Raw genomic sequence first — 25,291 nt, 5'->3', positions numbered from 1 at the left:
GGGTCAGCGGCTGCAGGGAGCGAGCGCGTCGAGACCCTGCGGCTTGGCCGCGGTGCGGCCGATGGCGGTCGCGATGCGGTTGATCGTCGCGACGCGCTTGTCTTCCAGCGGCCCGAGGATGGCGTTCTGGACGAAGTTCGGGCCGCCCTGGCCGACGGTGCTGACGAGCCGGTTGTTGGCTTCGGCGATCTGCGTGTTCAGCAGGTCGAGGTTGCGCTGGACTTCGGCCTGGGCCGAGGCCGGGATGGCCGGGAGCTGCGACGCCACGTCGGGGCAGGTGATCTGCCCGGCCGCGTTCCCGGTGTTGCCCGTGTTGCCGCCGTTCTGGACCGGTGCCGGTGCCGTCGACACCGTCCCCGCGCCGGCGTTCGCCTGGCCGCCCAGTGAGCACGTCGCCAGGCTGTCGAGGCCCTGGGGTTTCTGGCCCTGACGGCCGATGGCGATGGCGATCCGGTCGATCGTCGACACGCGTTTGTCCTTCAGCGGCCCGAGGATGGCGTTCTGGACGAAGTTCGGGCCGCCTTGGCCGACGGTGCTGACGAGCCGGTTGTTGGCTTCGGAAATCTGCGTGTTCAGCAGGTCGAGGTTGCGCTGGACCTCGGCCTGGGCCGACGCCGGGATGGCGGGGAGCCGCGAGGCGACGTCGGGGCAGGTGATCTGCCCGGGTGAGGCCGCCCCGGCCGCGTTGGCCGCGCCGGGGTCGCCGACGGTCGTCGCGATCACCAGAGCTCCGGCCGCGATCGCGAGGCCGAGGGCCGCCGTCGCGATCTTCGTCCGCCGTGAGAGGCGGTGCCGTCCACCGGTAGCAGGCATGAATCACTCCAAGTTAGCGTGAACAGAGAGGGACCACACGGGCAGCGCGCGGTTGTTCCGAATGGCGCGGCCGAGTGGGCCGCGGAGGTCATCGTGGCTGCTCCACCACGGATTTGTCCAGGGAAAAACGGCAATCGGAGAGATGCTGAACCATTCCGAACCGGGGTCCGTATTACGCAGTGAAAGGCGGCTTCTGCGATTCCCGCGAAGCCGGGTCTTGACGTGGACCGCCTCGGCCTCCTAGCGTCGGCATACCGACCGGTCGGTGTCCAAGGGAGGTCACTGGATGAGCTGGTACGACGCGAAGCCCTGGCTCGCGAGCTACGACGAACGAGTGCGGGACGCGGGACCGGCGGAGCCGACGACGCTGCCGGAGTCGTTCCGCCGCGCGGTGGACGCCGATCCCGAGCGGGCGGCGATCGCGTACTTCGACGCGCGGCTGAGCTACCGCGAGGTCGACGAGCTCTCCGACGGCTTCGCGCGCTACCTGACGCAGAACGGCTTCGAACGCGGTGACCGGCTCGCCCTGGTCCTGCAGAACATCCCGCAGTTCGTGATCGCGCTGCTCGGCGCGTGGAAGGCCGGCGGCATCGTCGTGCCGGTCAACCCGATGTACCGCGAGCGCGAACTCACCCACGTCTTCACCGACGCCGGCGTCAAGGCGGTCGTCTGCTCGCAGCGCGGCTGGAACGCCTACATCGGCGAGACGGCCGCGGCCACCGGCGTCGGCATCACCCTCACCACCAGCGAACTCGAGTTCCAGACCCGCGACGACGAGCGCGTCTTCGCCAAGGTGGAAAAGGAGGAGACGCCGGGCGCGACCGAACTCCTCGAAGCCGCCGCCACGCCGGGCCCGAAGCCGCCGGAACCCGCGTTCGCGCTCGGCGACACCGCGCTGATCAGCTACACCTCCGGCACGAGCGGCACGCCGAAGGGGGCCACCAACACCCACGGCAACGTCGGCACCAACGCCGCCGGGCTCGGGTCCTTCAGCGGCCTGCCCGCGGGTTCGACGCTCTTCGGGCTCGCGCCGCTGTTTCACATCACCGGCATGGTCTGCGAAGTCGGCTCCGCGATCGACATCGGCGGCACGCTCGCCCTCGCCTACCGCTTCGAGCCGGGCGTGGTGCTCGACGCCTTCCTCGAGCACCGGCCGTCGTACACGGTCGGGCCGTCGACGGCCTACATGGCGCTGATGGCGCACCCGTCGTTCAGCCGCGAGCACTTCTCGTCGTTCGCCCTGCTCTACTCCGGCGGCGCCGCGCTGCCGCCCGCCGTCGTCGAGGCCTTCCGCGCGAAGACCGGGCACTACATCCACAACGGCTACGGCCTGACCGAGACCACGGCCGGCTGCGTCGTCGTGCCCGGCACGCTCGAAGCGCCGATCGACCCGGAGTCCGGCACGATCTCGATCGGCCTGCCGGTGCCGGACACGATCGTCCGCATCCTCGGCGAAAACGGCGAAGAGCTGCCGTTCGGGCAGGCGGGCGAGATCGCCGTCGAGGGCCCGATGGTCGTCTCCGGCTACTGGAACCGGCCGGACGCGACGGCCGAGGCGCTGCCCGGCGGACGGCTGCTCACCGGCGACATCGGCTTCATGGACGAGCGCGGCTGGGTCTACGTCGTCGACCGCAAGAAGGACATGATCAACGCGTCCGGCTTCAAGGTCTGGCCGCGCGAGGTCGAAGACGTCCTGTACACGCACCCGGCGGTTCGCGAAGCCGCCGTCGTCGGGATCGCCGACGAATACCGCGGCGAGACGGTCAAGGCGTACGTCAGCCCGGCACCGGGCGCGAAGGCCGACCCCGCGGAACTGGTCGCCTGGTGCAAGGAGCGGCTCGCCGCCTACAAGTACCCGCGCACCATCGAGGTGCTCGACGAGCTGCCGAAGACCACCAGCGGCAAGATCCTCCGCCGCGAACTCCGGGCGAGGGGCTGACGATGGTCGAGACCGTCCGCGGCGCGATCGCGCCGGAAGCGCTGGGCCGGGTGCTCATGCACGAGCACCTCTTCGTGCTGAGCCCCGAGTTCGCCGCCAACTACCCGGAGCACGAGGGGTTCCGCGAGGACGAGCACGTCCCCGAGGCGATCCGGCGGCTCAAGGAGCTGAAGGACGCGGGCATCGACACGATCGTCGACCCGACGGTGATCGGCCTGGGCCGGTACATCCCGCGCGTGCAGCGGGTCGCCGCCGAGGTCGAGGTCAACATCGTCGTCGCCACCGGGCTCTACACGTACAACGACGTGCCGCACTACCTGCACTTCCGTGGCCCGGGCACGATGCTGCAGGGCGAGGATCCGCTCGTCGGGATGTTCGTCGGGGACCTCCGCGAGGGCATCGCGGGCACCGGCGTCAAGGCGGGGCTGCTCAAGTGCGCCACCGACGAACCCGGCGTGACCCCCGGCGTCGAGCGCGTGCTGCGGGCGGTGGCGAAGGCGCACCTCGAAACCGGCGCGCCGATCATGACCCACACGCACGCCGGCACCCGGCGGGGCCTGGAGCAGCAGGCGATCTTCGAGGACGAGGGCGTCGACCTGGGCAAGGTGCTGCTCGGGCACTCCGGCGACTCGACCGACCTCGGATACCTGACCGAGCTGGCCGACCGCGGGTCGCTGCTCGGCATGGACCGGTTCGGCCTGGACCTGCTGCTGCCGTTCGAGGAGCGGGTGAACACCGTCGCGGCGCTGTGCGAACGCGGCTACGCGGGCAGCATGGTGCTCTCGCACGACGCGTCCTGCTACATCGACTGGCTGCCGGCCGAGCAGCTGCCGGTGCTCACGCCGAACTGGCACTACCTGCACATCACCCGGGACGTGCTGCCGGCGCTGCGCGAGCGCGGGGTGTCCGAAACGGACATCACGACCATGCTGGTGGACAACCCGCGGCGGTTCCTGTCGTGGCGTTATCCTGGTGCGTCCTGAGAGGGGGTACCGCGGTGACCCGAGCAAGCACCCGCAAGCCGGGCGAGGCGGGCGGTGACGACCAGGCCGCCGTGCCCCGGCGGCTGCTGGAGCACGCCACGAAGCTGTTCGCCAAGAAGGGCTTCGACCGCACGTCGGTCCAGGAGATCGTCGAGGCCGCGGGCGTCACCAAGGGCGCGATGTACCACTACTTCGGCTCGAAGGACGACCTGCTCTACGAGATCTACGCGCGCGTCCTGCGCGAGCAGACCCGGCAGCTGGAGAGCGTCGCCTCGTCGGACGCCCCGCTGCGCGAGCGGCTCGGCGCCGCCGCGTCCGACGTCGTGGTGTCGAGCATCGACAACCTCGACGACAACACGATCTTCCTGCAGTCGATGCACCAGCTCTCCCCGGACAAGCAGAAGGCGGTGCGCGCCGAGCGCCGCAAGTACCACGAGCGCTTCCGCGGCCTGATCGAGGAGGGCCAGGCATCGGGGGAGTTCCGCACGGACAAGCCGGCCGACGTGGTGGTCGACTTCTTCTTCGGCTCGGTCCACCACCTGGGGTCGTGGTACCGCCGCGGCGGGACGTTGTCGGCTCGGCAGGTCGGGGACCACTACGCGGACCTGCTGCTGGACGCCCTCCGGCCGCCCGGGTGACGCTGCCCGTCCTCGACAAGCTCACCGGAGCGGAACGAGAGCTGATCGACACCGCCCGGCGCGGCCTCGCCTACGTGACCGACGCCCCGATCCGGGCCGCGGTCCTGCGCGAGCTGCTGCTCGGGCTGCGCGGTCCGGTGGACCCGCGCGGGGTGCGCGTCGAGGGCGCTCGGATCGCCGGGACGCTGAACCTGGACCACGTCGAGGCGCCGGTGGGCTTGCAGCTGGTCGACTGCGTGGTCGTGAACACGATCTCCGCGCGGGCCGCGAAGCTGCCGTGGCTCGACCTGTCCGGCAGCCGGATCGCCGGGTTCGACGGCACCGGTGTCCGGATCGGCCATGACCTCGACCTCACGGGGGTGCGCGCGACCGGCTCCGGCGACTTCGGCGTGATCTGCCTGCGCGACGCCCGCGTCGACGGCCTGACCGTCTTCGCCCACGCGGAGATCCGCAGTGGCGACGGCCCCGCGCTGTTCCTCGACGACCTCGAGTGCCGGGCCGTCAAAGGCGTGGGCCTGAAGGCGACCGGCGCCGGCGCGAGCGGCGCGCTCCGCCTGCTCGGCGCGCGCGTGTCCGGGGAGGTCTTCCTCGGCGAAGCGGTGCTCACCAACGGGTCCGGCCCGGTGGTGCACGCCGACGGCGCAGTGGCCGACGGCGACCTGAGCCTGGCCGGCGCCACGGTGACCGGCGCCGGTGAGGAGGGCGCGCTGCGTCTGCTCGGCGCCCGGGTCGGCGGCCAGCTGGACCTCGGCGACGCGACGCTCGTCAACGACAGCGGCCCGGCCGTCGGTGCCGACCGCCTCCGCGCCGGCGGCCTGTACGCGACCGGCGTCACCGTGACCGGCGCGGTCTCGCTGCTCGGCGCCCGGATCGCCGGCCAGGTCAACCTCGGCGGCGCGGTGCTCGCCAACCCCCGCGGGCGGGCGTTGAGCGCCGACAGCGCCCGGATCGAGGGCAGCGTCCACGCCAAGGGGCTGCGGGCGAGCGGGACGGTCTCCCTGATCGGCGCGCACGTGACGGGGGACCTGCGCCTGGTCGGCACCGAACTCGCCGGCGACGCCGAACCGGTGCTGGCCGGCGCCCGGCTCCAGGTCGACGGCAACCTGCGCTTGGCCGGGCTGACCGCGACCGGCGGGGTCCACCTCGCGGGCGCGCACGTCGGCGGCGAGCTCACCTTGACCGGGGCGGAGATCGTCGCCACCGGCACCCTCGTCAGCCTCGAGGCCGCCGTGGTCGACGGGCCGGTCTGCTTCCCGGCGGGAATCGGTCCCGTGGAGCTCGACGGCTTCCGGTTCGGCTCGCTCGGCGACATCACCTGGCGCGAGTGGCTCGACCTGATCCGCTCGCACACCGTGGACTACCGGCCCGGGCCGTACCAGCAGCTGGCCGCGGCCGAGCGGGCCGCCGGGCACGACGGGAACGCGCGGCAGATCCTCATCGCCCAGCAGCGCGACCGGCAGCGGCGGGCGCCCGAGGGGATCGGCGGGTGGCCGGCGCGGCGGTTCCACTGGCTGTGGGGCTTCTTCGCCGGGTACGGCTACCGCGCGCGTCGCGCGGCCGCCGCGCTCCTGCTGGCGGTGGTCGCCGCCGGGGGACTCGGGCTGTGGGCCGGGCACGTCGGCTCCGGCGGTCACCGCGCGGCCGAGCGGACGGCGGACCTCACGGCCGTGGCCGGTACCCCGTGCACGACGGTGGAGCTGATCGGCGTCGGCCTCGACCGGGGGCTGCCGTTGTCACCCGGGGTGCGGGGCCGGTGCGACCTCAACACGGGCACCACCGCCGGTCAGTGGTTCACCGTGGCGATCTGGCTGGTCCAGGCGGCGATCTGGGCGCTGGCCACGCTGGCTCTCGTCGGCTACACCGGCCTGGTCCGCAAGGCCGGCTAGTGGCGCCGGAGGTGGTCCAGCAGGAGCGAGATGACCTCGTCCGGGGCCTCCATCGCCATCCACTGGCTCGCGCCCTCGATGATCTGGAAGCGGTACTCCGCGTCGATGTGGTGGACCGTCAGCTCCGCGGCGCTCTGGCCGAGGTACGGGTCCTCGCTGCCCCAGAGGTAGAGCGTCGGCACGGTGATGCGGCCCGCCGGGACGTCGAATACGTCGTTGGTGGCGCCGCGGTACCAATTCAGCGTCGCGGTCAGCGCGCCCGGTTCGGAAAGGCGCGCGACCGTGCGTTCGACGATTTCGACCGGAATCCGGCGATTGTAGACAGCCCGTAATTGCGCGGCTTCGTCGCGTAAGAGGAATTTCTCGGCTTTGCCGACGCCGCGGCGGAAGAAGCGGATGTAGCCGAGGTCGTGGAACTGCCCGTCGTCGGTGGCGGCCGCGCGCTGCAGGGCCGACGGGTGCGGGGTCGAGAGGACGGTCAGCGACCGCAGCCGGCCGGGGTGCGCGGTGGCGAGGGCCCAGGCGACCATGCCGCCCCAGTCGCGCGCGACCAGGTGGAACCGGTCGGCGCCCTGGCTGTCGGCGAAGGCCAGGGCGTCGCCGACCAGGTGCTCGATCGAGTAGTGCTCGACGCCGTCCGGGCGCGCCTGCCGGGCGTACCCGCGCTGGTCGACGGCGAGGGCGCGGTAGCCGGCTTCGCCGAGGGCGTGCAGCTGCTCGGTCCAGGACTCCGCGAATTCGGGCCAGCCGTGCAGCAGCAGGACGAGTTCCCCGGACCGCGGTCCGGCCGCGAGCGCGCTGTGCCGATGCCCGCCGACGGCGACGGTCAATTCCTCCAGCGCTTCCGTCGGTGCGACGGCGAATTCCATGGCGCCCAGGCTAGAACCCGGCGGGTGGGGAAAACCATGGGAACGCGGGCACGTTTGCCACCCTTTTGCCTCGCGAGTGGCCTGGCTCACAGTGTTTTCGCTCAGATGAGCGAAAATTCGGAAGAAAAGCGAGGGAGATTCACGAAAACGGCGGGGCTCCCCGGTCCGGGAAGCCCCGCCTTCCGATCAGTCGCCCGTCACCTCCGGCGCGTTCCGGACGGAGAAGGAGTAGTACGCCGTCTCGGTCAGGCTGCCGTCGGCCCGCCGGCCCTGGACCGTGAAGTAGTAGTCGCCGTAGCTCTCCGGGGTCCAGGTGACCGACGCCGTCCCGTCCGCCCCGGCCGGCACGGTGCGCTCGGGTTCGTCCGCGCTGTCGGGCCATTTCCGGTGCACCACGTAGACGTACCCGGTCATTCCGGGCGCGTTCGGGGTGAAGGTGAACGTCCCGGGCGTGCCCGCCCCGTCGGAGGTCTGGCCGGCGGGGTAGTCCGCCGACGACACCTTCGGCTGGTCGGTCACGGTGAAGGAGTAGTACCCCCAGCCGGACGTCCGGCCGTCCGCGGCCCGGGCCCGCACGTAGACGGTGTGGTACCCGGACGTCGTCGGCGTGTACGCCGCGGTCGCCGTGCCGTCCGGACCCGCCGCGACGTCCGTGGTGGTGTAGCTGTCCACCGCGAATTCGAACGCCACCGTGCCCGCCATCCGCGAGGTCAGCGTGAACGTCCCGGGCCGCATCGGCCCGGCGGGCTCCCGGACGAAGTCGGCCGACGTCACGACCGGGCTGTCGTAGACGGTGAAGAACGTCGAGCCCTCGGACGACAGGACCCCCGCGGTGTTGCGGGCCTGCACGGTGAACCAGACGTTCCCGGCCTCGGTGGGCGTCCAGGTGACCTCCGCCGTGCCGTCCGGGCGGGCCGGCACGGTCAGCTTGTGCGCGGGGTCGGTGGACGGCCAGTAGACGAACTCGGCGGTGTTCTTCAGCGACGATCGGAAGGTGAACGTGCCCGGCTGCCCGGGCGCGTCCGCGCCACCGGTGCGCGTGACGTACGGTGCCGCGCCGTCGACGGAGACGCTCAGGTACCGCACCTCGGACTGCGTGCCCGCCGCGTCCGTGCTGCGCACCCGCACGGCCTGGGCCCGGGTGTCGAGCGGGGTCCAGGCGAACGACCCGGTGCCGTCCGCCGCCGCGGGCACGGTGGCGGGCCCGGTGATCGGCTCGTCCTGGTAGCCGGTGATCCAGTAGGTGTACGACGTCGTGCCGGCCAGCCGGGGCGCGAGCCGGAACGTGGCTTCCGAACCGATCTGGAGCCCGCCCTCGATGGTGATGTCCGGCGCCGTGTCGACCTGGAACTTGTACTCGCGGTAGAGCGAGACCGTTCCGTCGGCGCCGGTGTTGCGCACGTAGAGGACGTTCTCACCGCCGTGCGTGGGCGCCAGCGTGACGTGGGCGTTGTGGTCCGCGTCGGCGGCGACGGTCCGGTCCGGCCCGTTGTCCAGGTGGTAGTCGTAGCTGACGGTGTCCGGCAGCCCGGGGGAGAGGTCGAACACGCCCGGCACGCCGATGTTGCCGCCGGGGTTGGTGCTGTAGGGCGGGTAGAGCGTCGACCAGACGTAGGGCCGGATGTCCTTCACCGTGAAGTTCCGGTACTGCTCCCAGGAGTAGTTGTTCCCACGGTCGACGCTGCGGACGCCGACCGAAAACGAGCCGGAGTCGGCCGGGGTGAACGTCACCGTGGCCGGCCCGCCGAGCGACTCCGCGGGCACCGAGGTCCAGTCGGACTGGCCGGTGAACCGGTACTCGTAGCGCACGACGTCCGGGGACCCGTTGGCGGTGAAGGTGAACTGCCCCGGCACGCCGATGCCGCCGCGCGGCGTCCACGGGTCGTCGGTGAGGTAGACCTCCGAGGTGACGTTCGGAACCTCCGGCTTGACGCTGTCGGGAGTGAGGTAGCAGGTCGGCGACCAGTCCGAGGTGTCGACGCCGTCGGTCACCCGCAGCCGCCACGCGTAGGTGTGGTCGGCCGGCAGCCAGGGGTTGTCGAACTGGGCGTAGGCCTGCCCGTTCGTCACGGGCCAGTCGAGGTCGCGGCGCACCGAGGGGTCGTCGAGCGACCACATCTCCCAGTGCGCGACCAGGTCCTGGCCCGGATCCGGATCCGTGACGTCGGCGTAGTGCCCGGTGATCGGGATGTCGTAGGCCCGGGTGAACACGCCGGGCGCGGTCGTCGCGCACGGCGCGTCGGGGTAGGCCGTGCGCAGGTTCGCCGGGATACCCGGCGGCGTGTTGTAGGTGACCTTCAGGCTGACGTCGTTGGCGAACCAGCGGCCGTAGCGCGGGTCCAGCTCGTGCGCGGCCGGGACGCGCAGCTCGAGCGTCAGCGTCTTTTCCCCGGCCTGCACGGCTTTCGCGACGGCGGCGGTGAGGTCGAGGCCGGCGAGGTCGGCGGGGCAGCCGGCGGCGGGTGCCCCGGCGGTGGCCAGCCGGGTCAGCTCGGCGGGCGGCTTGGCCCAGGACGACTTCCCGGTGACCGGGGCGGTCGACCACAGCTCCACCGCGCGGCGCGCGCAGTCGGTGGCGCGCTTCTCCGGGATGGTCAGGGCCGCGCCGATCACGTGCTTGCCGCCCAACGACGTCAGGTCGAGCGTGTAGTACGTGCGGGAGACGTGCGGTCCCTTGGCGTCCACGCTCGCACCGACCGGGGCGTCGCCGGAGGCGTTCACCTTGATGTGCGAGGGATCGGCGGCGTCGGTGTAGGCCCACGACGACCGCGTCAGCGTCTTCACCGGCAGCGGTGGCGGCTCGGCGGCCGAGGCGGTGGCCGGCAGCACGGCCGCCGTTCCGGTGAGCAGGAGGGTGGTGGTCAGCAGCGTGACCAACCGTCTTCTTCGTCCGGGCATTCTTCGTCCGGGCAGCGTCGAGCGCCGCACGTGAGTGCGCACCATCGGTGGATCCCCCTCGAAAACGCGGGGGCAACCGGTAGCCACCCCCAGGCGTGTTCACCTCAGCACCCGGACGGCGGGGGCGTCAAGGGATCACCGGGACGGACCGGATCGCGCGTGACACAACCGAAACATCGGGTGTCGCGGCGGTGCCACGCGCGATCGGACGGGTCTCAGGCGGGCAGGTCCACCAGCTCGGCCAGCCGGGCCCGGTGCTTCCCCGGCGTCCCGAGCGCGATCTCGTCGGCCTTCGCGCGCTTCAGGTACAGGTGCGCCGGGTGCTCCCACGTCATCCCGATGCCGCCGTGGAGCTGGATCGCCTCCTCCGCCGCGCGTACCGCGATCGGCGCGACCCTGGCCTGCGCGACCGCCACGGCGATCGGCACGTCCGTGCCCGTGGCCAGGGAGTCCGCCGCATACCGCGCCGCCGCGCGGGCCAGCACCAGGTCCGTGTACAGGTTCGCCAGCCGGTGCTTCAGCGACTGGAACCCGCCCACCGGACGGCCGAACTGGTACCGCCCCTTCAGGTAGGAGACCGTCTCCGTCAGCGCCCATTCGGCGACGCCCGTCTGCTCCGACGCCAGGATCCCGGCCCCGAACAGCAACGCCTCCTCCAGCGCCGAAGCCGCGTCCGGACCGGACGCCACCAGCGTCGCCGGCGCGTTGTCCAGCGAAACGTCGGCCACCCGCCGGGTCAGGTCGAACGACACCAGCTCCGTCACCGTCGCGTCGGCGGCCGAGACCACGTACAGCGCCGGACCGTCCGGGCCCGCGGCCGGCACGACCAGCAGGTCCGCCACCGACGCGTCGGCGACCGTGCCGACCCGCCCGCTCAACCGGCCGTCGGAAACGGTCACCGACGACGGGAAACCCGCGCCCGGCGCCGTCGACAGCGGCACCGCCAGCGCGCCGATCGCCGAACCCGAGGCCAGCTGCCGGACGAACTCGCCCGCCGAAGCCCGGACCAGCGCCGTCGTCGCCAGCACCACGCTGCCCAGGAACGGCACCGGCGCGACGCTGCGGCCCAGTTCCTCGGCCACCACGGCCACTTCGCGGGCCGACGCGCCGTGCCCGCCCAGCTCCTCGGGCACCGCCAGCCCGGCCACGCCGACCTCCTCGGCCAGCGTGCGCCACAGCTTGAGGTCGTAGCCCTCGGCCGTCTCGATGCGCGCCAGCAGCGCTTCGGCCGAAGCCTTGTCCTTCAACAGGTCGCGGACCGAAGCCCGCAAGTCCTCTTCGACGTCCGAGTACAGCAGGTCACTCATCGGGGGAGGTCCTTCCAGGCGACGTCCTTGTCGACGCGCGGCTCCGACGGCAGCCCCAGCACGCGCTCGGCGATGATGTTGCGCAGGACCTCCGAGGTGCCACCCTCGATGGAGTTCCCCTTCGCGCGCAGGTAGCGGTAGCCGGCTTCGCGGCCGGTGAAGTCGACGATCGCCGGGCGCCGGAACGTCCAGTCGTCGTAGGCCAGGCCCTCTTCGCCGAGCAGCTCGACCTCCAGGCCGGTCAGCGCCTGGTTCAGCTCGGAGAACGCGACCTTCATGGCCGAACCCTCCGGCCCGGGCGCGCCCGCCGTGAGCTGCTGGCGCAGCCGGGTGCCGGCCAGCCGCAGCGTCTCCGCCTCGACCCAGCGCTGCACCAGCCGGTCACGCAGCTCCGGCGTGCGCAGCTCCGGGCGTTCGCGCCACGTCTTCGCGACGATGCCGATGAGCCCGCCCTCGCGCGGCTGGACGTGCCCGCCGATCGCGACGCGCTCGTTCATCAGCGTCGTCTGCGCGACCTTCCAGCCCTCGCCGACCGCGCCGAGGCGCTGGGTGTCGGGGATCCGGACGTCGGTCAGGAAGACCTCGTTGAACTCGGCCTCGCCGGTGATCTGGCGCAGCGGCCGGACTTCGACGCCGGGTGCGGTCATGTCGCACAGGAAGTACGTCATGCCCTGGTGCTTCGGCACGTCCGGGTCGGTGCGCGTCACCAGGATCGCCCACTGCGACTCGTGCGCGCCGGACGTCCACACCTTCTGGCCGGTGACGATCCAGTCGTCGCCGTCGCGCACGGCCCGCGTGCCCAGCGCGGCGAGGTCGGACCCGGCGCCCGGCTCGGAGAACAGCTGGCACCACACCTCCTCGCCGGTCCACAGTGGACGCAGGTAGCGCTCGCGCTGCTCCGGGGTGCCGAAGGCGAGGATGGTCGGCGCGGCCATGCCGAGGCCGATGCCGATGCGGCGCGGGTTGTTGTCCGGCGCGCCCGCCTCCGTGAACACACTGTCCACAGCGGACTGCAGCGCGCGCGGCGCGTTCTGCCCGCCGAGGCCGGCGGGGAAGTGGACCCAGGCGAGCCCGGCGTCGAACCGGGCCCGCAGGAACTCCAGGCGGTCGGTCGTCTTCGGGTCGTGCGAGGCGGTGAACTCGGTCGCCTGGCGGGTCAGGTCTTCGGCGGTGACAGTCACTTCGCGCCCTCCGAAAGGTACTTCTTCAGCTCACGCCGGGCGAGTGAGCGCTTGTGGACCTCGTCCGGCCCGTCGGCCAGGCGCAGGGTGCGGTTCCCGGCCCACATCGCCGCCAGGGGGAAGTCCTGGCTGACGCCGCCGGCGCCGTGCACCTGCACGGCCTTGTCGAGGATCCACTCGACGGTGCTCGGCGTCGAGATCTTGATCGCCTGGATCTCGGTGTGCGCGCCCTGGTTGCCGACGGTGTCCATCAGCCACGCGGTCTTGAGCACCAGCAGCCGCTGCTGCTCGATCTTCACGCGGGACTCGGCGATCCAGTCCTGCACGACGCCCTGCTGCGCGATCGGCTTCCCGAACGCCTCGCGCGAGATCGCGCGGCGGCACATCAGCTCCAGCGCGCGCTCGGCCATGCCGATGGCGCGCATGCAGTGGTGGATCCGGCCCGGCCCGAGGCGGGCCTGGGCGATCGCGAAACCGTCACCCTCACCGGCGATGAGGTTCTCGACCGGCACGCGGACGTCCTCGAACAGCACCTCGGCGTGGCCGCCGTGGTCGCTGTCGTCGTAGCCGAAGACGTGCATGCCGCGCTTGACCGTCAGGCCCGGGGCGTCGCGGGGGACCAGGATCATGCTCTGCTGCTTGTGCGGCGCGGCGCCCGGGTCGGTCTTGCCCATCACGATGAAGATCCGGCACGCGGGGTTCATCGCGCCGGAGATGTACCACTTGCGGCCGTTGATGACGTACTCGTCGCCGTCGCGCCGGATCGCGGTCTCGATGTTGCGGGCGTCGGAGGAGGCGACGTCCGGCTCGGTCATCGCGAACGCGGAGCGGATTTCGCCGTTCAGCAACGGTTCCAGCCACTGCTTCTTCTGGTCGTCGTTGCCGAACATGGCCAGCACTTCCATGTTCCCGGTGTCCGGCGCGGCGCAGTTGAGCGCGGTCGGGGCGAGCCGGATGCTGCGGCCGGTGATCTCGGCCAGCGGCGCGTACTGCAGGTTCGTCAGGCCCGCGCCGTGGTCGCCGGGGAGGAAGAAGTTCCACAGGCCGCGCTTGCGGGCCTCGGCCTTCAGCTCCTCCATGACCGGCGGGATGGCCCACGGGTCGTCGCGTTCGGCGAGCTGCCGCTCGAACACGGGCTCGGCGGGGTAGATGTGCGAGTCCATGAACTCGAGGAGCTTCCCGCGCAGCTCCTCGGTCTTCTCGTCGAACGCGAAGTCCATTTACTTCTCCTCTTTGAGAATCTCGTTGCCGTGCGAGATGAGCAGCGGGACACCGGCCCCGACGCCTTCGAAGCCCGCGCCGACCGTCTTGCCCTGCGTGTAGCGGTAGTGGATGCCTTCCAGGATCACGGCCAGCTTGAAGAACGCGAAGCTGACGTACCAGTTCAGCTGCGAGACGTCCCGGCCCGAACGTTCGGCGTAGCGCCGCACGACCTCGTCGGTCGTCGGGTAGCCGGGCGCGGAGCTGGCGTTGGAGACGAACTGCAGCGACACCTTGTCGCGCTCGGCGTAGGCCACCAGCAGCGCGAGGTCGGTCAGCGGGTCGCCGAGCGTCGACATCTCCCAGTCGAGCACCGCGGAGATCGTGTCGGTCCCGTCCACCAGGACGTTGTCCAGGCGGTAGTCGCCGTGGATGATCGACGGCGTCCCGGACACCGGCACCGCCGCGGCAAGCCGGTCGTGCAGCTCCTCGATACCGTCGAGGTCGCGGCTGCGCGAGGCGTCGAGTTGCTTCTTCCACCGCCGCAGCTGCCGCTCCAGGAAGCCCTCCGGCCGCCCGAAGTCGCCGAGCCCGACCGCGGCCGGGTCGACCGCGTGCAGGTCGACGAGCGTGTCGACCAGGGCGTCGGCGATGGCCCGCGTGCGGTCTTCGCCGAGTTCCGCCAGCTCGTCGGCGGTCCGGTACGGCGTGCCCTCGACGAAGCTCATGACGTAGAACTGCGCCCCGACGACGTCGGCGTCCTCGCAGAGCAGGATCGCTTCGGGCACCGGCACGGCGGTGTCACGCAGGCCGGAGATCACCCGGAACTCGCGGGTCATGTCGTGCGCGGTGGGCAGCACGTGCCCGAGCGGCGGGCGGCGCACCACCCAGCGCGAGCGGCCGTCGCCCACCACGTAGGTGAGGTTCGACCGGCCGCCCTCCACGACGTCCGCGGACAGCTGTCCGGCGACCAGGCCGGGCCGGTGCGCGTCCAGGTGCGCGCGCAGGCGGTCCAGGTCGAGTCCTGGCGGGTTCATGCAGTCTCCTCTTCGTCGAGGGGAGCATACCGACTAGTCGGTATGACGTACAGAGTCCACCGGGAAGCGTCACTTTCCCCAGGAAAGCGACGCTTCCCGGATGGCATCACGCCAGGAAACGCGTCACCCACTCGGCGACGCAAGCGGGCTTCGCTTCGCCGTCGATCTCGACCGTCCACTTCGACACCGCCTGCTTGCCGCCGGGGATGTCGGTGACCTCCACCAGCTCGGCCCCGGCACGCACCTTCGAGCCGACCTTCACCGGCTGCGGGAAGCGGACCTTGTTGAGGCCGTAGTTGATGCCCATCTTGATGCCGTTGACCTTGTAGATCTTCGGGCCGAACGCCGAGAGCAGCGACAGCGTCAGGAAGCCGTGGGCGATGGTGCCGCCGAACGGGCCCGCGGTCGCCATCGGCTCGTCGACGTGGATCCACTGGTGGTCGTCGGTGGCGTCGGCGAACAGGTTCACCCGGTCCTGGGTGACCTTCAGCCACTCGCTGTAGCCGAGGTGCTCGCCGACCGCCGCGGCGAAGGCGTCCAGGTTCTCGAACTCGCGCATCGGCCTCAGTCCTTCGGTCCGCCGGCGGCGTAGATGACCTGGCCGGAGATGAACCCGGCGCCCTCGCTGACCAGGAAGGAGGCCAGGTGGGCGATGTCCTCGGGCGTGCCGACGCGCTGCACCGGGATCTGCGACGCCGCGGCGGCCTTGAACTCCTCGAAGCCCATGCCCAGGCGCTCGGCGGTCGCGGCGGTCATGTCGGTGGCGATGAAGCCCGGCGCGATCGCGTTCGCGGTGACGTTGAACTTGCCCAGCTCGATGGCGAGGGTCTTGGTGAAGCCCTGCATGCCGGCCTTCGCGGCGGAGTAGTTGACCTGGCCGCGGTTGCCCAGCGCGGAGGTGCTGGAGAGGTTGACGATCCGGCCGTACTTCTCCTGCGTCATGTACTTCTGCACCGCGCGGGTCATCAGGAACGAGCCCTTGAGGTGCACGCCGAGGACGGAGTCCCAGTCCTGCTCGGTCATCTTGAAGATCAGGTTGTCGCGGGTGATGCCGGCGTTGTTGACCAGCACGACCGGCGGCCCGAGCTCGTCGGCGACCCGGGTGACGGCGGCTTCGACCTGCTCGGCGTCACTGACGTCGAGGGCAACACCGACGGCCTTGCCTCCCTTGGCGACGATGGCCTCGGCGCCCTGCTTGACACCGGCCTCGTCCAGGTCGAGCAGCCCGACGGCGAAGCCGTCATCGGCCAGCCGCGCCGCGACGGCGGCACCGATGCCGCGGCCGGCACCGGTGACCACGGCGACACGGGAAGGGGAATCGGTCACGGGGACCTCCTCGTCGTTGAGAAGCGGGCTCGTGCCCGCCAGCCTACTAAGCGGTCGGTCACTGAGCCTACGGCTTCCGGCCCGTTTCCGGTGCCAACGTAGTCAGATTTCGGGCGTCCCGCCTGGGCGGACCGGATTTGCCGAGGAAGCCGCGGCTCCGAGCGCGGCGCCGGTGGGCAAGGTCACACCGGGTGGTTACCCCGGCGCCGCGAGGTGCGCGGTGACCGTCAGCGCGTGATGCCGGTGTGTCCGAGGGAGTAGCGGCCGGGTTGCGGCCAGACGCACAGCCCATGGGGTTCGGTGCCGACGGGGATCTTCCGGATCAGCGAACCATCCTTTGTGGACAAGACGTAGACGGTCTTGTCGTAGCGCCCGGACAGCCACAGCTGGGTGCCGTCGGCGGTGACGTTGCCCATGTCGGGGCTGCCGCCGCCGGGGAGGTGCCACGTCGTGACCGGCGCGCCGGTGTAGGCGTCCAGCACGCTGATGCTTCCTTCGTGGCGGTTGGTGACGTAGAGCTGTTTCGCGTCTCGTGACAAGTAGAGGCCATGGGCTCCGCGGCCGGTGGGGATGAAGCGGAGGACGTGGGTCGCGGCGCCGTCGAGGACCCAGAGGCCGCCCGCGTCGGAGTCGGCGATGTAGTACACCGAGCCGTCGGGGGCGAGCTTGATGTCCTGCGGGCCCATGCGGGTGTTGCGGTGCGGCATGTCGATCATCCGCAGCAGGTGGTGCGAGGCGACGTCGACCACGGCGACGCGGCCGGCGAACTCGCAGGTGAAGACCGCGGTGCGGCCGTCGGGGGAGAAGTCGGCGTGGTCGATGCCCGCGCAGTCCGGAGCGGCGGTTTCGTCGTGGGCCTGCCACGTGTGCGGGTCGTACCAGACGAGTTTGCGCAGCCGTTCCGCCACCGAGATCGCGTACCGGCCGTCGGGGGTGAAGTACATGTTGTACGGGTCGACGACGGGGAACGGCTTGCCCGGCTGTCCCGTCCGCGGGTCGAAGGGCAGGACGTGGTCGCCGCGGTCGTCGGTGGCGTAGAGGGTGCGCAGGTCCCACGAGGGCACGACGTGCTGCAGTTCCTTGCCCGCCGGGTACTTCGCGACGACCTGGAAGGTGGCCGGGTCGATCACCCACACGTCACCGGACCCGCTGTGGGGCACGTAGACCAGCGGCTTGTCCGCCGCGACGGCGGGGGAGAGCATGCCGGGTCCGGCGGCGGCGTCCACGTCGTGCGCGTTGGGGACGGCGGGCATGCCGGGCAGCGGGTTCAGGCCCGGCACGGGCGGGGTGCTCTCGTGCGGAAGACCGGACGGCGGTGTACCCGCGTCGCTCATCCCGGGCATACCGGACATCGATCCGCCGGTGTCGCTTCCCGACGAGCATCCGGTGGCGAGGACGGCGACGGCGGCGAGCAGAGGGAGGAGGCGCATCGGGTTACGCCAGCAGTTCCGACGCGGTGACCGGGGTGAGACCGCGGCCGGCGAGGTCGGTGAGGATGCCGGGCAGCGCGGCGACGGTACCTGGGTGGCCCAGGTGCATGCTCACCACGCTGCCCGCGCGGGCCTTCGCCACCGCCGCCCGGATGGCGGAGGGCCCGGGGTCGGTCCAGTCCAGGGAGTCGACGTCGTAGGAGAGCACCTTCGCGTAGCCGGCGCGCCCGGCTTCGGCGAGTTCCCGCGAGGTGGCGTGCTGGCCCTGGGACTGGCGGAAGAAGCCGCCCGGGGACCCGGTGAGCTCGACGAGCTTGTCGCGGCACCGCTGGATCTCGGCGTACATCGGTTCCGCCGCGTAGCCCGACAGCGCCGGGTGGCTCCAGGTGTGGTTGCCCAGCTCGTGTCCGCCGTCGCGCACCATGCGGGCGGCGTCGGGGTACGCGGCGAGCCAGGTGCCCACGGCCAGCACGGTGATCCGCGCGCCGTGCTGGTGTACGACGTCGAGCACCTCGCGGGTGACGTGGAGGTCGCCTGCTCCGTGGAAGGTCAGGGCGACCTGGGGGCGTCCGGAGGTGGCGCGGCTGATTTCGGTGGCCGGGCCGGATGGCGGCGGCGAGACCGGGCTGGGGGCCGCGGACGGCGTCGTCGTTGCCGGCGGAGGTTTCGTGGAGCCGGTGGGCGGAGCAGGTGCCGGTGACGGGGCCGAGCACGCCGCGAGCGTGGCGGCGCCCAGCGCGACGCCGAAAAGGCCACGCCGGGTGAGGGGGTCGTTCAAAACCAGTCCTGTTTCTCGGAGGAGATGCACCCGCAGCCTGTCGCACCACCGCTGTGAGGACGCTGAGAAGGCCGGATCGCCTCAGCGTCCGCTAAACGACCGAAGGGTACGGTCCGCACGGTGTTCGGTCTGAGCCTGGAACATCTGGTGATCCTGCTGGTGGCGGCGTTGTTCATCCTCGGCCACCGGCGCTCGGCAACGGCTGGAGGCCGAGCTGGGCGCGGAGTTCCAGCAGCTGCAGGACCGCCAGGCACTGCGCGATTCGACCCCAGGACAGCGCTGCGGCGCCACCTCCTGGACGACGGCGCCGCCGCGCCGCGTGCTGCCGTCCCGCCGGCCGCCGGACTGCGCCGGTGCGAGCGCCCGCCGGTCGATTCCGAGGCCACCTGAGCTTTGCTTCGCTCAGCGTCCACTCAACCGATGGACGGGGCACGAACGGATCCGGACTACCTGCACCGGCTTCGGTCGGGTGGCGGACTCCGCTGGTCGGCGGCGTTGCTGGTGGTCGACCTGCCGGCCGCGCGCCGGTGAGGAACCCGGGCCCCAGCTGAGCAGCGGCGGCGCGATCTGGGTCCATGACCCTCGGCGAGCGCGCGTCGCCGCGGAGACCGAACAGGGATGGGTGTTCGCGGCGGTTGGTCAGCCGAGGTCGGCGAACTGGTTCGCCGTGATCACCGCGCCGAGCGCCTCGGCGCGGGTGCCGAGCGTGCCGGGGAGAACGTCCGGCGTGCGGTTGGTGACCGGGGAAACGCCGCGCGTGAGCGTCTCGCGGATGCCGTTGAGCAGCGGCTCGCCGGTCTGGGCGAGAGTGCCGCCGATGACCACCAGTTCCGGGTTGAGCACGGTGCAGATCGGTGCCAGGGCGGTGCCGACGGCACGGCCCGCGTCGCCGAGCAGGCGCCGAACGCCGGGGTCTCCCCGGTGCGCCAGATCGATCAGATCGGTGAAGCCGCGGACGGAACCGTGACTGTGGGCAAGCGTGGTGGCGAGTGCGCGGGCGCCGACGACGGTCTTCAGGCAGCCCCGGCTGCCGCATCGGCAGACCTGCCCGTCCGGCACCACCGTCACGTGCCCGAGCTCGCCCGCGGCGCCGGCGTCACCGTCGTAGAGCCTGCCCTGCAGGACGAGACCGGCTCCGACTCCCTCGGACAGCATCACGTAAACGAGGTTGTCCGCGGACGCTGCCGCGCCGAGGCGCCATTCGGCCAGCGCACCGAGGTCGGCGTCGTTGCGGAGGTGCACGGGCAGGCCCATCCGCTTCCGGAGCCGGGGCGCGATGTCGACCTCCCCCCAGTCGTTCAGCATGGGCGGTGAGCCGAGCGTCTGCGAATGCAACAGCACCGGGGCCGAAACCGCCACGCCGACGCCCAGCAGTTTCCGGTGCGGGATTCCGAGGTCGGCGACGAGGTCGAGCGCCGTGGAGGCGGCGTACTCCAGGGTGTCGGCCGGCCGATGGTCCACATCGATGTAGTGGGTGTGTTCCGCGCGCACGGTGCCGTCCACGCCGGCGAGCAGGATCCGGATCCCGGCGTGGGCGAGGTGGATGCCGATCAGCGTGCCCAGCGCCGAGTTGACCGCGAGCGCCGCGGCGGGACGCCCGCCCGCCACACCTGCGGCGGGGATCCGCCAGTCCAGTTCGACCAGGACGCCGTCGGCGATCAGACCGGCGACGAGGCCGGAGACGGTGGCGGCCGAGAGACCGGTCGTGCGCGCGATCTCGAGGCGCGTGACCGGGCGCCCGAATCGTGCCGCCGAGAGAACTGCGCGCCGATTGCGCATTTGTCGCGATTCCACTCCGGTGACGCTAGCAAGGTTAGCCTCGGAATTGAAATAACCTCCGCTCTTTTTGACTGGGGTTGGCTGTTGACTGTCTCTATCTCCGGCTCTTACGTTGACGACGGCCTCGCGGCCACCGTGCCCGCTCTGACACGAGGAGGTGTCGTGTGCGCAAGACAGCGAAACTCAGCACCGTGATTCTCTCGGCCGCTGCTTTGTTGTCCTCCGTATCCGCGACCGCATTCGCCGCGCCGTCCCCGGCGCACAATCCGCCCGGAAATCTGCACCCCGGCCCCTATTTCGACGCGTTCGCCCGCGCCGGCTTCTCGAACAGACAGGTGGACGCCAAGGTGGAAGCCACCTGGCAGCAGCTCTTCCACGGCAGCCCGGGCACGACCGCCGACCGGTACGACGGTCAGACGTTGTACTACCAGCTCGCGCCGGACCTGGCCTACGTCGAGGACATCGGCAACCAGGACGTGCGCACCGAAGGCATGGGCTACGCCATGATGATCTCGGTGCAGCTGGGCCACAAGCAGGAGTTCGACGCGCTGTGGAACTTCGCCAAGACCAAGATGCAGCTCCAGAGCGGGCCCGAGCAGTACTACTTCGCCTGGCACACCGACACCACCGGGAAGATCATCGACACCGGCGTGGCGCCCGACGGCGACCAGTGGATCGCCGCGGCGCTCGACTTCGCCTCGGGCCGGTGGGGCGACGGCACCGGGACCTACGACTACGGCCGGCAGGCGCAGCAGATCCTGCACGCGATGTGGCACGAGTCCGACCACGGCGGCGTCGACATGTTCGACCGCAAGTCGTTCCTGCCGACGTTCTCGCCGCCGGGCGCCGTCGGCTTCACCGACCCGTCGTACAGCCTGACCGGGTTCTACAAGGTGTTCGCCGCGGCCGACCCGGCGGACGGCGACCTGTGGGACAAGGCGTACACCGCCGGTGAAAACCTCCTGCAGAACGCGGCGAACCCGGTGACCGGACTGGCGCCGGACTACGCCAACTTCGACGGCACACCGTACCTACGGCCGACCGAGACAGTCACCGACAACGCCTACGACCACAACTTCCAGGAAGACGCGTGGCGTGCCATCGCCAACGCGAACGTCGACGCTTCCTGGTACGGCGTCAAGCCGTGGGAGACGCGGTACTCCGACACGCTGGAGCACTTCTTCCAGGGGCAGGGTGTGAGCACGTACGTCAGCCGCTACCACCTCGACGGCACGCCGCTGACCTCCGGGCAGAACACTTACGAACCCGCGCACGCCGAAGGGCTCGTGGCGATGAACTCGACGTCGGCGATTTCGGCCGGCAATCCGGACAAGAACGCCTTTGTCCGTGATTTCTGGAACACACCCGTCCCGACCGGACGGGCCCGGTATTACGACGGCATGCTTTACCAGCTCGGGCTGCTTTACGACAGCGGCCGGTTCCGGATCTGGGCGCCGCACGGTAACCGGCACTAAGAGGCGAATCGAACGACGAGACGAGTCGGGGCGGGGGAAGCCGGAACCTTCTCCCGCCCGCCGTTTCTTTTGAAACCGTGCACGGCCTGCTGCTGTCGACCTGAGTGGTGCGGTCCGCCCGGATGGCCGGGCGAACGCCCCGCCAACGGCGAATCTCCGGGTTCCGGGACGCCCTTGACGCGGCGACCGGCGAAGAATGCCGTCGTGATCATGGGGCCACCGGCTCGGTCACGGTGTCCGCCGCGGATCGTCGGATGCCGGCCCGGCCTGCGGCGGCGCTTGCAGGCCGGAAAAGACGGTGGCGATCAGGCGTCGCCCCTGAGCGGCGCCCTCGTCGTTGTTCGCGACGCGCCACAGGAAGCTCATCAGCATGATGATGTCCGCCGGGTCGTGCCCGGGCGCGATGGTGCCCTCGGCCACGCACGCGTCGACGAGCTTCTTCACCGCCGCGCTGGTCGGCGCCCACGAGTTGTCGATCACGTCCTGGGCCGCGGCGCTGTGCAGGGCGTCGCCGAGCCCGTGCTTGATGCGGATGTAGGCGGAGAGGGTCTCGAACCACTCGATGAAGGCGGCCTTGGCCGATGAATGGCGCGTCAGGACCTCGTCGGCGGTGGTGGTGAGGCGTTCGATGTCGTGCTGGTAGGCCGCGAGGATCAGGTCCTGCCTGGTGGGGAAGTGGCGGTAGAGCGTTCCGGCGCCGACTCCGGCGCGCTTGGCGACCTCGTTCAGCGGCACGAGCGGATCCTGCGCGAAGAGGTCGTGGGCGGCCTCGATGATCGCGACGCGGTTGCGCGCGGCGGCTTTGCGCTGGGTTCCGTACGTGCCGTCGGTCATACCCGAGATCATGCCCCATCTTTGACATGCGGAGAACTCTCCGCTAGTTTCGCGGTCACATCCGGAGAATCCTCCGCGTGTTTGCCCCGGCAGGGAGACACCCATGCACTACGTGAAGCTCGGCACCACCGGCCTCGACGTCTCGCCCATCGCGATCGGCGCGATGACCTACGGCGAACCCGATCGCGGCCACCCCGTCTGGTCCCTGGGCGAGGAGGACGCGCGCCCGCTGATCAAGCACGCCCTCGAGGCGGGCATCAACTTCTTCGACACCGCCAACATGTACTCCAACGGCTCCAGCGAGGAGATCCTCGGCCGCGCGCTCAAGGACTTCGCCGACCGCGACGACGTGGTGATCGCCACCAAGCTGCGTCACCCGATGCGCCCGGGCCCGAACGGGAAAGGGTTGTCGCGCAAGGCGATCATGACCGAGGTCGACCACTCGTTGCGGCGGCTGGGCACCGACTACGTCGACCTCTACCAGGTGCACCGCAACGACCACGCGACGCCGCTGGAGGAGACTCTCGAAGCGCTCAGCGATCTGGTGAAGGCGGGCAAGGTGCGGTACCTGGGCGCGTCGTCGATGTTCGCCTGGGAGTTCGCCAAGGCTCTGCACCTGCAGAAGCAGCACGGCTGGGCCCGGTTCGTGTCCATGCAGGACCACTACAACCTGCTCGCCCGCGAGGAAGAACGCGAGATGATCCCGCTCTGCCTGGACGAAGGCGTCGGCACGATCATCTGGAGCCCGCTCGCGCGGGGTCGTCTGGCCCGCGGTTGGGACGACGCGAAGTCGACGGCTCGCTCGGAGACCGATGGCGGCTACGCCGACCTGCTCTACTCACCCTCGGAAGAGGCGTCGAACCACGCCATCATCGACGCCGTCGGCAAGGTCGCGGCCGACCACGGCGTGAGCCGTGCGGCCATCGCGCTGGCCTGGCTGCACCGCCAGCCGGTCGTCACCGCTCCGCTGGTCGGCGCCGGTTCGACCCAGCAGATCGACGACGCCGTCGCCTCGCTGGAGGCCGAGCTCACCGACGAGGACGTCCGCGCCCTCACCGCCCCGTACACGCCGCGGTACGACTGGCAGGGCGTCTCGGACGAGGCGACCATGGACGCGATCCGCGCCCGCGTCCCGGGAATGGCGCTGAAGTGAGGCCGATCGTGCGCTCCGGCGCGGCGGCCCGCGTCGGAGCGGTCCTGCTCTTCCTCGGTCCGCCGGTGTCGTGGGTGGCCGAACTGGTCACGGCGGCGGCCTGGCAGGAGCCGCACTACTCGCCGTTCTACAACTGGGTCAGCCACCTCGGCCTGACCGGCCCGAGCCAGGTCGCGTTCGGACAGGTCGGCAACTCGCCGCTCGGCGTGGTGATGGACATCGGCTGGGTCCTCTACGGCGTCCTGCTGATCGTCGGCGCGGTGCTCACCTTCGACCTGCGGGAAGGACCGCGGCCGATCGTGGTCGTCGTGCTGGCGGTCCTGGCCGGTGCCGGCGTATCGCTCGTCGGGATCTTCCAAGGCTCGAACGCGAACGTCGCGAACGGCCTGATCGTCTTCCACACCTACGGTGCGCAAGGCGTGATGCTGGCCGGGAACCTCATGGCGATCGCCGTCGGCGTCAACGCCACCCGGGTCGGACTGGGGCGCGGCCGCCGGATCGCGAGCATCGCGCTGGGTGTCTTCGGGCTGATCGCGTTCGCGGCCTTCATGGCGGATGTGTTCACCGGCTGGGCGTGGAACATCGGCCTGTTCGAACGCGCGGTGATCTACCCGATCATGATCGGCCACGTCGTCCTCGGCAGCGGCCTCCTCGCCGCCCGGACCGCCCTGGTCGCCCGCCGGGAGCCGCCGCGCCGGCCGGTTCCCGCCGTCCGGTAACGGAATCCGGGTGGGCCGGCCCTCCGGCGGAACCGGCTACGTCGCCTCACCACTGGGCGAGGGCGGCGACAAGGAGGAGGGATTCCGTTAGTCGACAGTCGAGGTACAGCGCTCAGCGTCGGCTCCGTCGCAGGCTACGTCGGCCCACACGGTCTTGCTGCCGGTTTCCCGATGCTCGCGCACGCCCCAGGCAGCGGCGAGCTTGTCCACCAGCAGCATGCCTCGGCCGCCGGGTGTGGTCGGGGACGGCCTGGAGAGGACGGGCTGGTCGAGGCAGCTGTCGTCGACTTCGACGTGGACCCGGCACGGCACGGGGGTGTAGCTCATCCGGACCTCCAACGGCCCTTGACCATGGTCGTAGGCGTTGGTGACCAGTTCCGTGGTCACCATGAGCACGTCGCCGAGATGAGCGTCGTCGACCGCGGTCAGGGTGCGAGACGCCCACCGGCGGACCTGCACCAGGACCGGGGCCTCCGTCCCGCGCAGATCCAGCGACCAGACCGGCGAGGCACCGTGGCCCTTCGTCCCATCGGCCGTGACGACAACACCCTTCGGGGGTACCCGTCCTCGCTGTTGAAGACGTCCGGATTAGCGCCTACCCCGTTCGTGTCGAGGTGAAACGGCGGCCGCTTGGCGCTAGGGGCGGTCGGCGCGTGCCACTCGGCGGACCGCGTCGAGAACGAACCGGATGTGGACGCCCTTGATCAGCAACTCGGCGATCCCCGCGTTCTTGAACTGCTCCGCCGACAGCTGCAGCTCGAACCCGGAGAAAGCGACAATTCCGATACGGGGTTGGTGGTGGTGGAACAGGCGCAGCGCGCGCAGCGGTTGCCCCTCCAGCTGAGCGTCGAACACCACGACCGCGGGCCGATGCCTGGTGGCCAGCCGAATGGCCTCGCCGCTGTCTCCGGTGTCGGCGACCACGTCGATGTCGGGCTCGGCGGCGAGGACGTCGCGCAGCGCGGCCCGCACCGTCGGCGACTGGTCCACGAGCAGGACGCGGACCGGGCTCATCGGGCGACGGCCTGCCCCTGCTGAGGCACGTG

General features: G+C 71.0%; 22 protein-coding genes. 7 read left to right on the top strand and 15 right to left on the bottom strand.

Features of this window, described 5'->3' with window-relative positions:
• Positions 1-3 precede the first annotated feature (3 nt).
• Positions 4-813, bottom strand: a complete 810-nt coding sequence (locus AB0J40_RS09425; protein WP_364449845.1) for a hypothetical protein — start codon at positions 811-813, stop codon at positions 4-6.
• Positions 814-1,099: 286 nt separating this feature from the next.
• Between AB0J40_RS09425 and AB0J40_RS09420 the strand changes: the two genes are divergently transcribed.
• The 4 genes from AB0J40_RS09420 to AB0J40_RS09405 are packed head-to-tail and all read left to right on the top strand — an operon-like array spanning position 1,100 to position 6,259.
• Positions 1,100-2,752 (top strand): AMP-binding protein, encoded by a 1,653-nt coding sequence (locus AB0J40_RS09420; RefSeq protein ID WP_364449843.1) that lies wholly within the window; start codon positions 1,100-1,102, stop codon positions 2,750-2,752.
• 2 nt (positions 2,753-2,754) lie between these two features.
• On the top strand, positions 2,755-3,735 hold the full coding sequence (locus AB0J40_RS09415; RefSeq protein ID WP_364449842.1) for a phosphotriesterase-related protein: 981 nt from the start codon (positions 2,755-2,757) through the stop codon (positions 3,733-3,735).
• Positions 3,736-3,749: 14 nt separating this feature from the next.
• Positions 3,750-4,373 carry a TetR/AcrR family transcriptional regulator gene (locus tag AB0J40_RS09410; RefSeq protein ID WP_364449839.1) on the top strand — a complete coding sequence of 208 codons (624 nt, stop codon included), beginning with the start codon at positions 3,750-3,752 and terminating at the stop codon, positions 4,371-4,373.
• On the top strand, positions 4,370-6,259 hold the full coding sequence (locus tag AB0J40_RS09405; protein ID WP_364449837.1) for a hypothetical protein: 1,890 nt from the start codon (positions 4,370-4,372) through the stop codon (positions 6,257-6,259). Before AB0J40_RS09410 ends, AB0J40_RS09405 begins: the two co-directional genes overlap by 4 nt.
• On the opposite strand, the gene AB0J40_RS09400 is transcribed toward AB0J40_RS09405, so the two are convergent.
• The 11 genes from AB0J40_RS09400 to AB0J40_RS09350 all read right to left on the bottom strand — a co-directional run bounded on the left by AB0J40_RS09400 (position 6,256) and on the right by AB0J40_RS09350 (position 20,064).
• Positions 6,256-7,128, bottom strand: coding sequence for an alpha/beta hydrolase (locus AB0J40_RS09400; RefSeq protein WP_364449834.1), 873 nt, complete (start codon positions 7,126-7,128; stop codon positions 6,256-6,258). The two genes, AB0J40_RS09405 and AB0J40_RS09400, sit on opposite strands and share 4 nt — an antisense overlap.
• A 186-nt stretch (positions 7,129-7,314) precedes the next feature.
• Entirely contained in the window at positions 7,315-10,071 is a 2,757-nt protein-coding gene (locus AB0J40_RS09395; protein ID WP_364449832.1) for a hypothetical protein, read from the bottom strand.
• Between the two features lie 170 nt (positions 10,072-10,241).
• Positions 10,242-11,333, bottom strand: a complete 1,092-nt coding sequence (locus AB0J40_RS09390; RefSeq protein ID WP_364449829.1) for an acyl-CoA dehydrogenase family protein — start codon at positions 11,331-11,333, stop codon at positions 10,242-10,244.
• Positions 11,330-12,514 (bottom strand): acyl-CoA dehydrogenase family protein, encoded by a 1,185-nt coding sequence (locus tag AB0J40_RS09385; RefSeq protein WP_364449827.1) that lies wholly within the window; start codon positions 12,512-12,514, stop codon positions 11,330-11,332. Before AB0J40_RS09385 ends, AB0J40_RS09390 begins: the two co-directional genes overlap by 4 nt.
• Positions 12,511-13,734: an acyl-CoA dehydrogenase family protein gene (locus AB0J40_RS09380; protein ID WP_364449824.1), complete on the bottom strand. Its 1,224-nt coding sequence runs from the start codon at positions 13,732-13,734 to the stop codon at positions 12,511-12,513. The genes AB0J40_RS09385 and AB0J40_RS09380 overlap by 4 nt, the downstream gene beginning before the upstream one ends.
• A complete protein-coding gene (locus AB0J40_RS09375) occupies positions 13,735-14,751 on the bottom strand; it encodes a phosphotransferase family protein (protein ID WP_364449822.1) in 1,017 nt (338 codons plus the stop codon).
• Positions 14,752-14,857: 106 nt separating this feature from the next.
• Positions 14,858-15,310: a MaoC family dehydratase gene (locus tag AB0J40_RS09370; RefSeq protein WP_155542941.1), complete on the bottom strand. Its 453-nt coding sequence runs from the start codon at positions 15,308-15,310 to the stop codon at positions 14,858-14,860.
• 5 nt (positions 15,311-15,315) lie between these two features.
• Positions 15,316-16,077, bottom strand: coding sequence for a 3-oxoacyl-ACP reductase FabG (gene fabG, locus AB0J40_RS09365; protein ID WP_364449819.1), 762 nt, complete (start codon positions 16,075-16,077; stop codon positions 15,316-15,318).
• 227 nt (positions 16,078-16,304) lie between these two features.
• Entirely contained in the window at positions 16,305-17,507 is a 1,203-nt protein-coding gene (locus AB0J40_RS09360; RefSeq protein ID WP_364449817.1) for a hypothetical protein, read from the bottom strand.
• A 4-nt stretch (positions 17,508-17,511) separates the two neighbouring features.
• A complete protein-coding gene (locus AB0J40_RS09355; protein WP_364449814.1) occupies positions 17,512-18,285 on the bottom strand; it encodes a polysaccharide deacetylase family protein in 774 nt (257 codons plus the stop codon).
• A 639-nt stretch (positions 18,286-18,924) separates the two neighbouring features.
• Complete coding sequence (locus tag AB0J40_RS09350; protein WP_364449812.1) at positions 18,925-20,064, bottom strand: ROK family protein; 1,140 nt, start codon at positions 20,062-20,064, stop codon at positions 18,925-18,927.
• A gap of 335 nt (positions 20,065-20,399) precedes the next feature.
• Here AB0J40_RS09350 and AB0J40_RS09345 point away from each other — a divergent pair, with 335 nt between their 5' ends.
• Positions 20,400-21,539, top strand: coding sequence for a glycosyl hydrolase family 8 (locus AB0J40_RS09345; RefSeq protein ID WP_364449810.1), 1,140 nt, complete (start codon positions 20,400-20,402; stop codon positions 21,537-21,539).
• A gap of 228 nt (positions 21,540-21,767) precedes the next feature.
• Here the strand turns inward: AB0J40_RS09345 and AB0J40_RS09340 are convergent, their stop codons facing one another.
• On the bottom strand, positions 21,768-22,373 hold the full coding sequence (locus tag AB0J40_RS09340) for a TetR/AcrR family transcriptional regulator (protein WP_364449808.1): 606 nt from the start codon (positions 22,371-22,373) through the stop codon (positions 21,768-21,770).
• A gap of 103 nt (positions 22,374-22,476) precedes the next feature.
• Between AB0J40_RS09340 and AB0J40_RS09335 the strand changes: the two genes are divergently transcribed.
• Positions 22,477-23,526 carry an aldo/keto reductase gene (locus tag AB0J40_RS09335; protein WP_364449805.1) on the top strand — a complete coding sequence of 350 codons (1,050 nt, stop codon included), beginning with the start codon at positions 22,477-22,479 and terminating at the stop codon, positions 23,524-23,526.
• Positions 23,523-24,245: a DUF998 domain-containing protein gene (locus tag AB0J40_RS09330; RefSeq protein WP_364449803.1), complete on the top strand. Its 723-nt coding sequence runs from the start codon at positions 23,523-23,525 to the stop codon at positions 24,243-24,245. Before AB0J40_RS09335 ends, AB0J40_RS09330 begins: the two co-directional genes overlap by 4 nt.
• Before the next feature lie 87 nt (positions 24,246-24,332).
• On the opposite strand, the gene AB0J40_RS09325 is transcribed toward AB0J40_RS09330, so the two are convergent.
• Positions 24,333-24,704 carry an ATP-binding protein gene (locus tag AB0J40_RS09325; RefSeq protein WP_364449801.1) on the bottom strand — a complete coding sequence of 124 codons (372 nt, stop codon included), beginning with the start codon at positions 24,702-24,704 and terminating at the stop codon, positions 24,333-24,335.
• 177 nt (positions 24,705-24,881) lie between these two features.
• Complete coding sequence (locus AB0J40_RS09320; RefSeq protein ID WP_364449798.1) at positions 24,882-25,259, bottom strand: response regulator transcription factor; 378 nt, start codon at positions 25,257-25,259, stop codon at positions 24,882-24,884.
• Positions 25,260-25,291: the final 32 nt, after the last annotated feature.

The organism is Amycolatopsis sp. NPDC049691 (assembly GCF_040675005.1).
Classification (GTDB): Bacteria; Actinomycetota; Actinomycetes; order Mycobacteriales; family Pseudonocardiaceae; genus Amycolatopsis.
This window is presented reverse-complemented; position numbering and strand designations above follow the sequence as displayed.

What these genes read in the sequence shown, in the direction of transcription:
- AB0J40_RS09390 (WP_364449829.1), bottom strand. Translation starts at nt 11,333, where the DNA reads ATGAGTGACCTGCTGTACTCGGACGTCGAAGAGGACTTGCGGGCTTCG.
- AB0J40_RS09415 (WP_364449842.1), top strand. Translation starts at nt 2,755, where the DNA reads ATGGTCGAGACCGTCCGCGGCGCGATCGCGCCGGAAGCGCTGGGCCGG.
- AB0J40_RS09375 (WP_364449822.1), bottom strand. Translation starts at nt 14,751, where the DNA reads ATGAACCCGCCAGGACTCGACCTGGACCGCCTGCGCGCGCACCTGGAC.
- AB0J40_RS09320 (WP_364449798.1), bottom strand. Translation starts at nt 25,259, where the DNA reads ATGAGCCCGGTCCGCGTCCTGCTCGTGGACCAGTCGCCGACGGTGCGG.
- AB0J40_RS09420 (WP_364449843.1), top strand. Translation starts at nt 1,100, where the DNA reads ATGAGCTGGTACGACGCGAAGCCCTGGCTCGCGAGCTACGACGAACGA.
- AB0J40_RS09335 (WP_364449805.1), top strand. Translation starts at nt 22,477, where the DNA reads ATGCACTACGTGAAGCTCGGCACCACCGGCCTCGACGTCTCGCCCATC.
- AB0J40_RS09380 (WP_364449824.1), bottom strand. Translation starts at nt 13,734, where the DNA reads ATGGACTTCGCGTTCGACGAGAAGACCGAGGAGCTGCGCGGGAAGCTC.
- AB0J40_RS09425 (WP_364449845.1), bottom strand. Translation starts at nt 813, where the DNA reads ATGCCTGCTACCGGTGGACGGCACCGCCTCTCACGGCGGACGAAGATC.
- AB0J40_RS09370 (WP_155542941.1), bottom strand. Translation starts at nt 15,310, where the DNA reads ATGCGCGAGTTCGAGAACCTGGACGCCTTCGCCGCGGCGGTCGGCGAG.
- AB0J40_RS09400 (WP_364449834.1), bottom strand. Translation starts at nt 7,128, where the DNA reads ATGGAATTCGCCGTCGCACCGACGGAAGCGCTGGAGGAATTGACCGTC.
- AB0J40_RS09350 (WP_364449812.1), bottom strand. Translation starts at nt 20,064, where the DNA reads ATGCGCAATCGGCGCGCAGTTCTCTCGGCGGCACGATTCGGGCGCCCG.
- AB0J40_RS09360 (WP_364449817.1), bottom strand. Translation starts at nt 17,507, where the DNA reads ATGCGCCTCCTCCCTCTGCTCGCCGCCGTCGCCGTCCTCGCCACCGGA.
- AB0J40_RS09395 (WP_364449832.1), bottom strand. Translation starts at nt 10,071, where the DNA reads ATGGTGCGCACTCACGTGCGGCGCTCGACGCTGCCCGGACGAAGAATG.
- AB0J40_RS09340 (WP_364449808.1), bottom strand. Translation starts at nt 22,373, where the DNA reads ATGACCGACGGCACGTACGGAACCCAGCGCAAAGCCGCCGCGCGCAAC.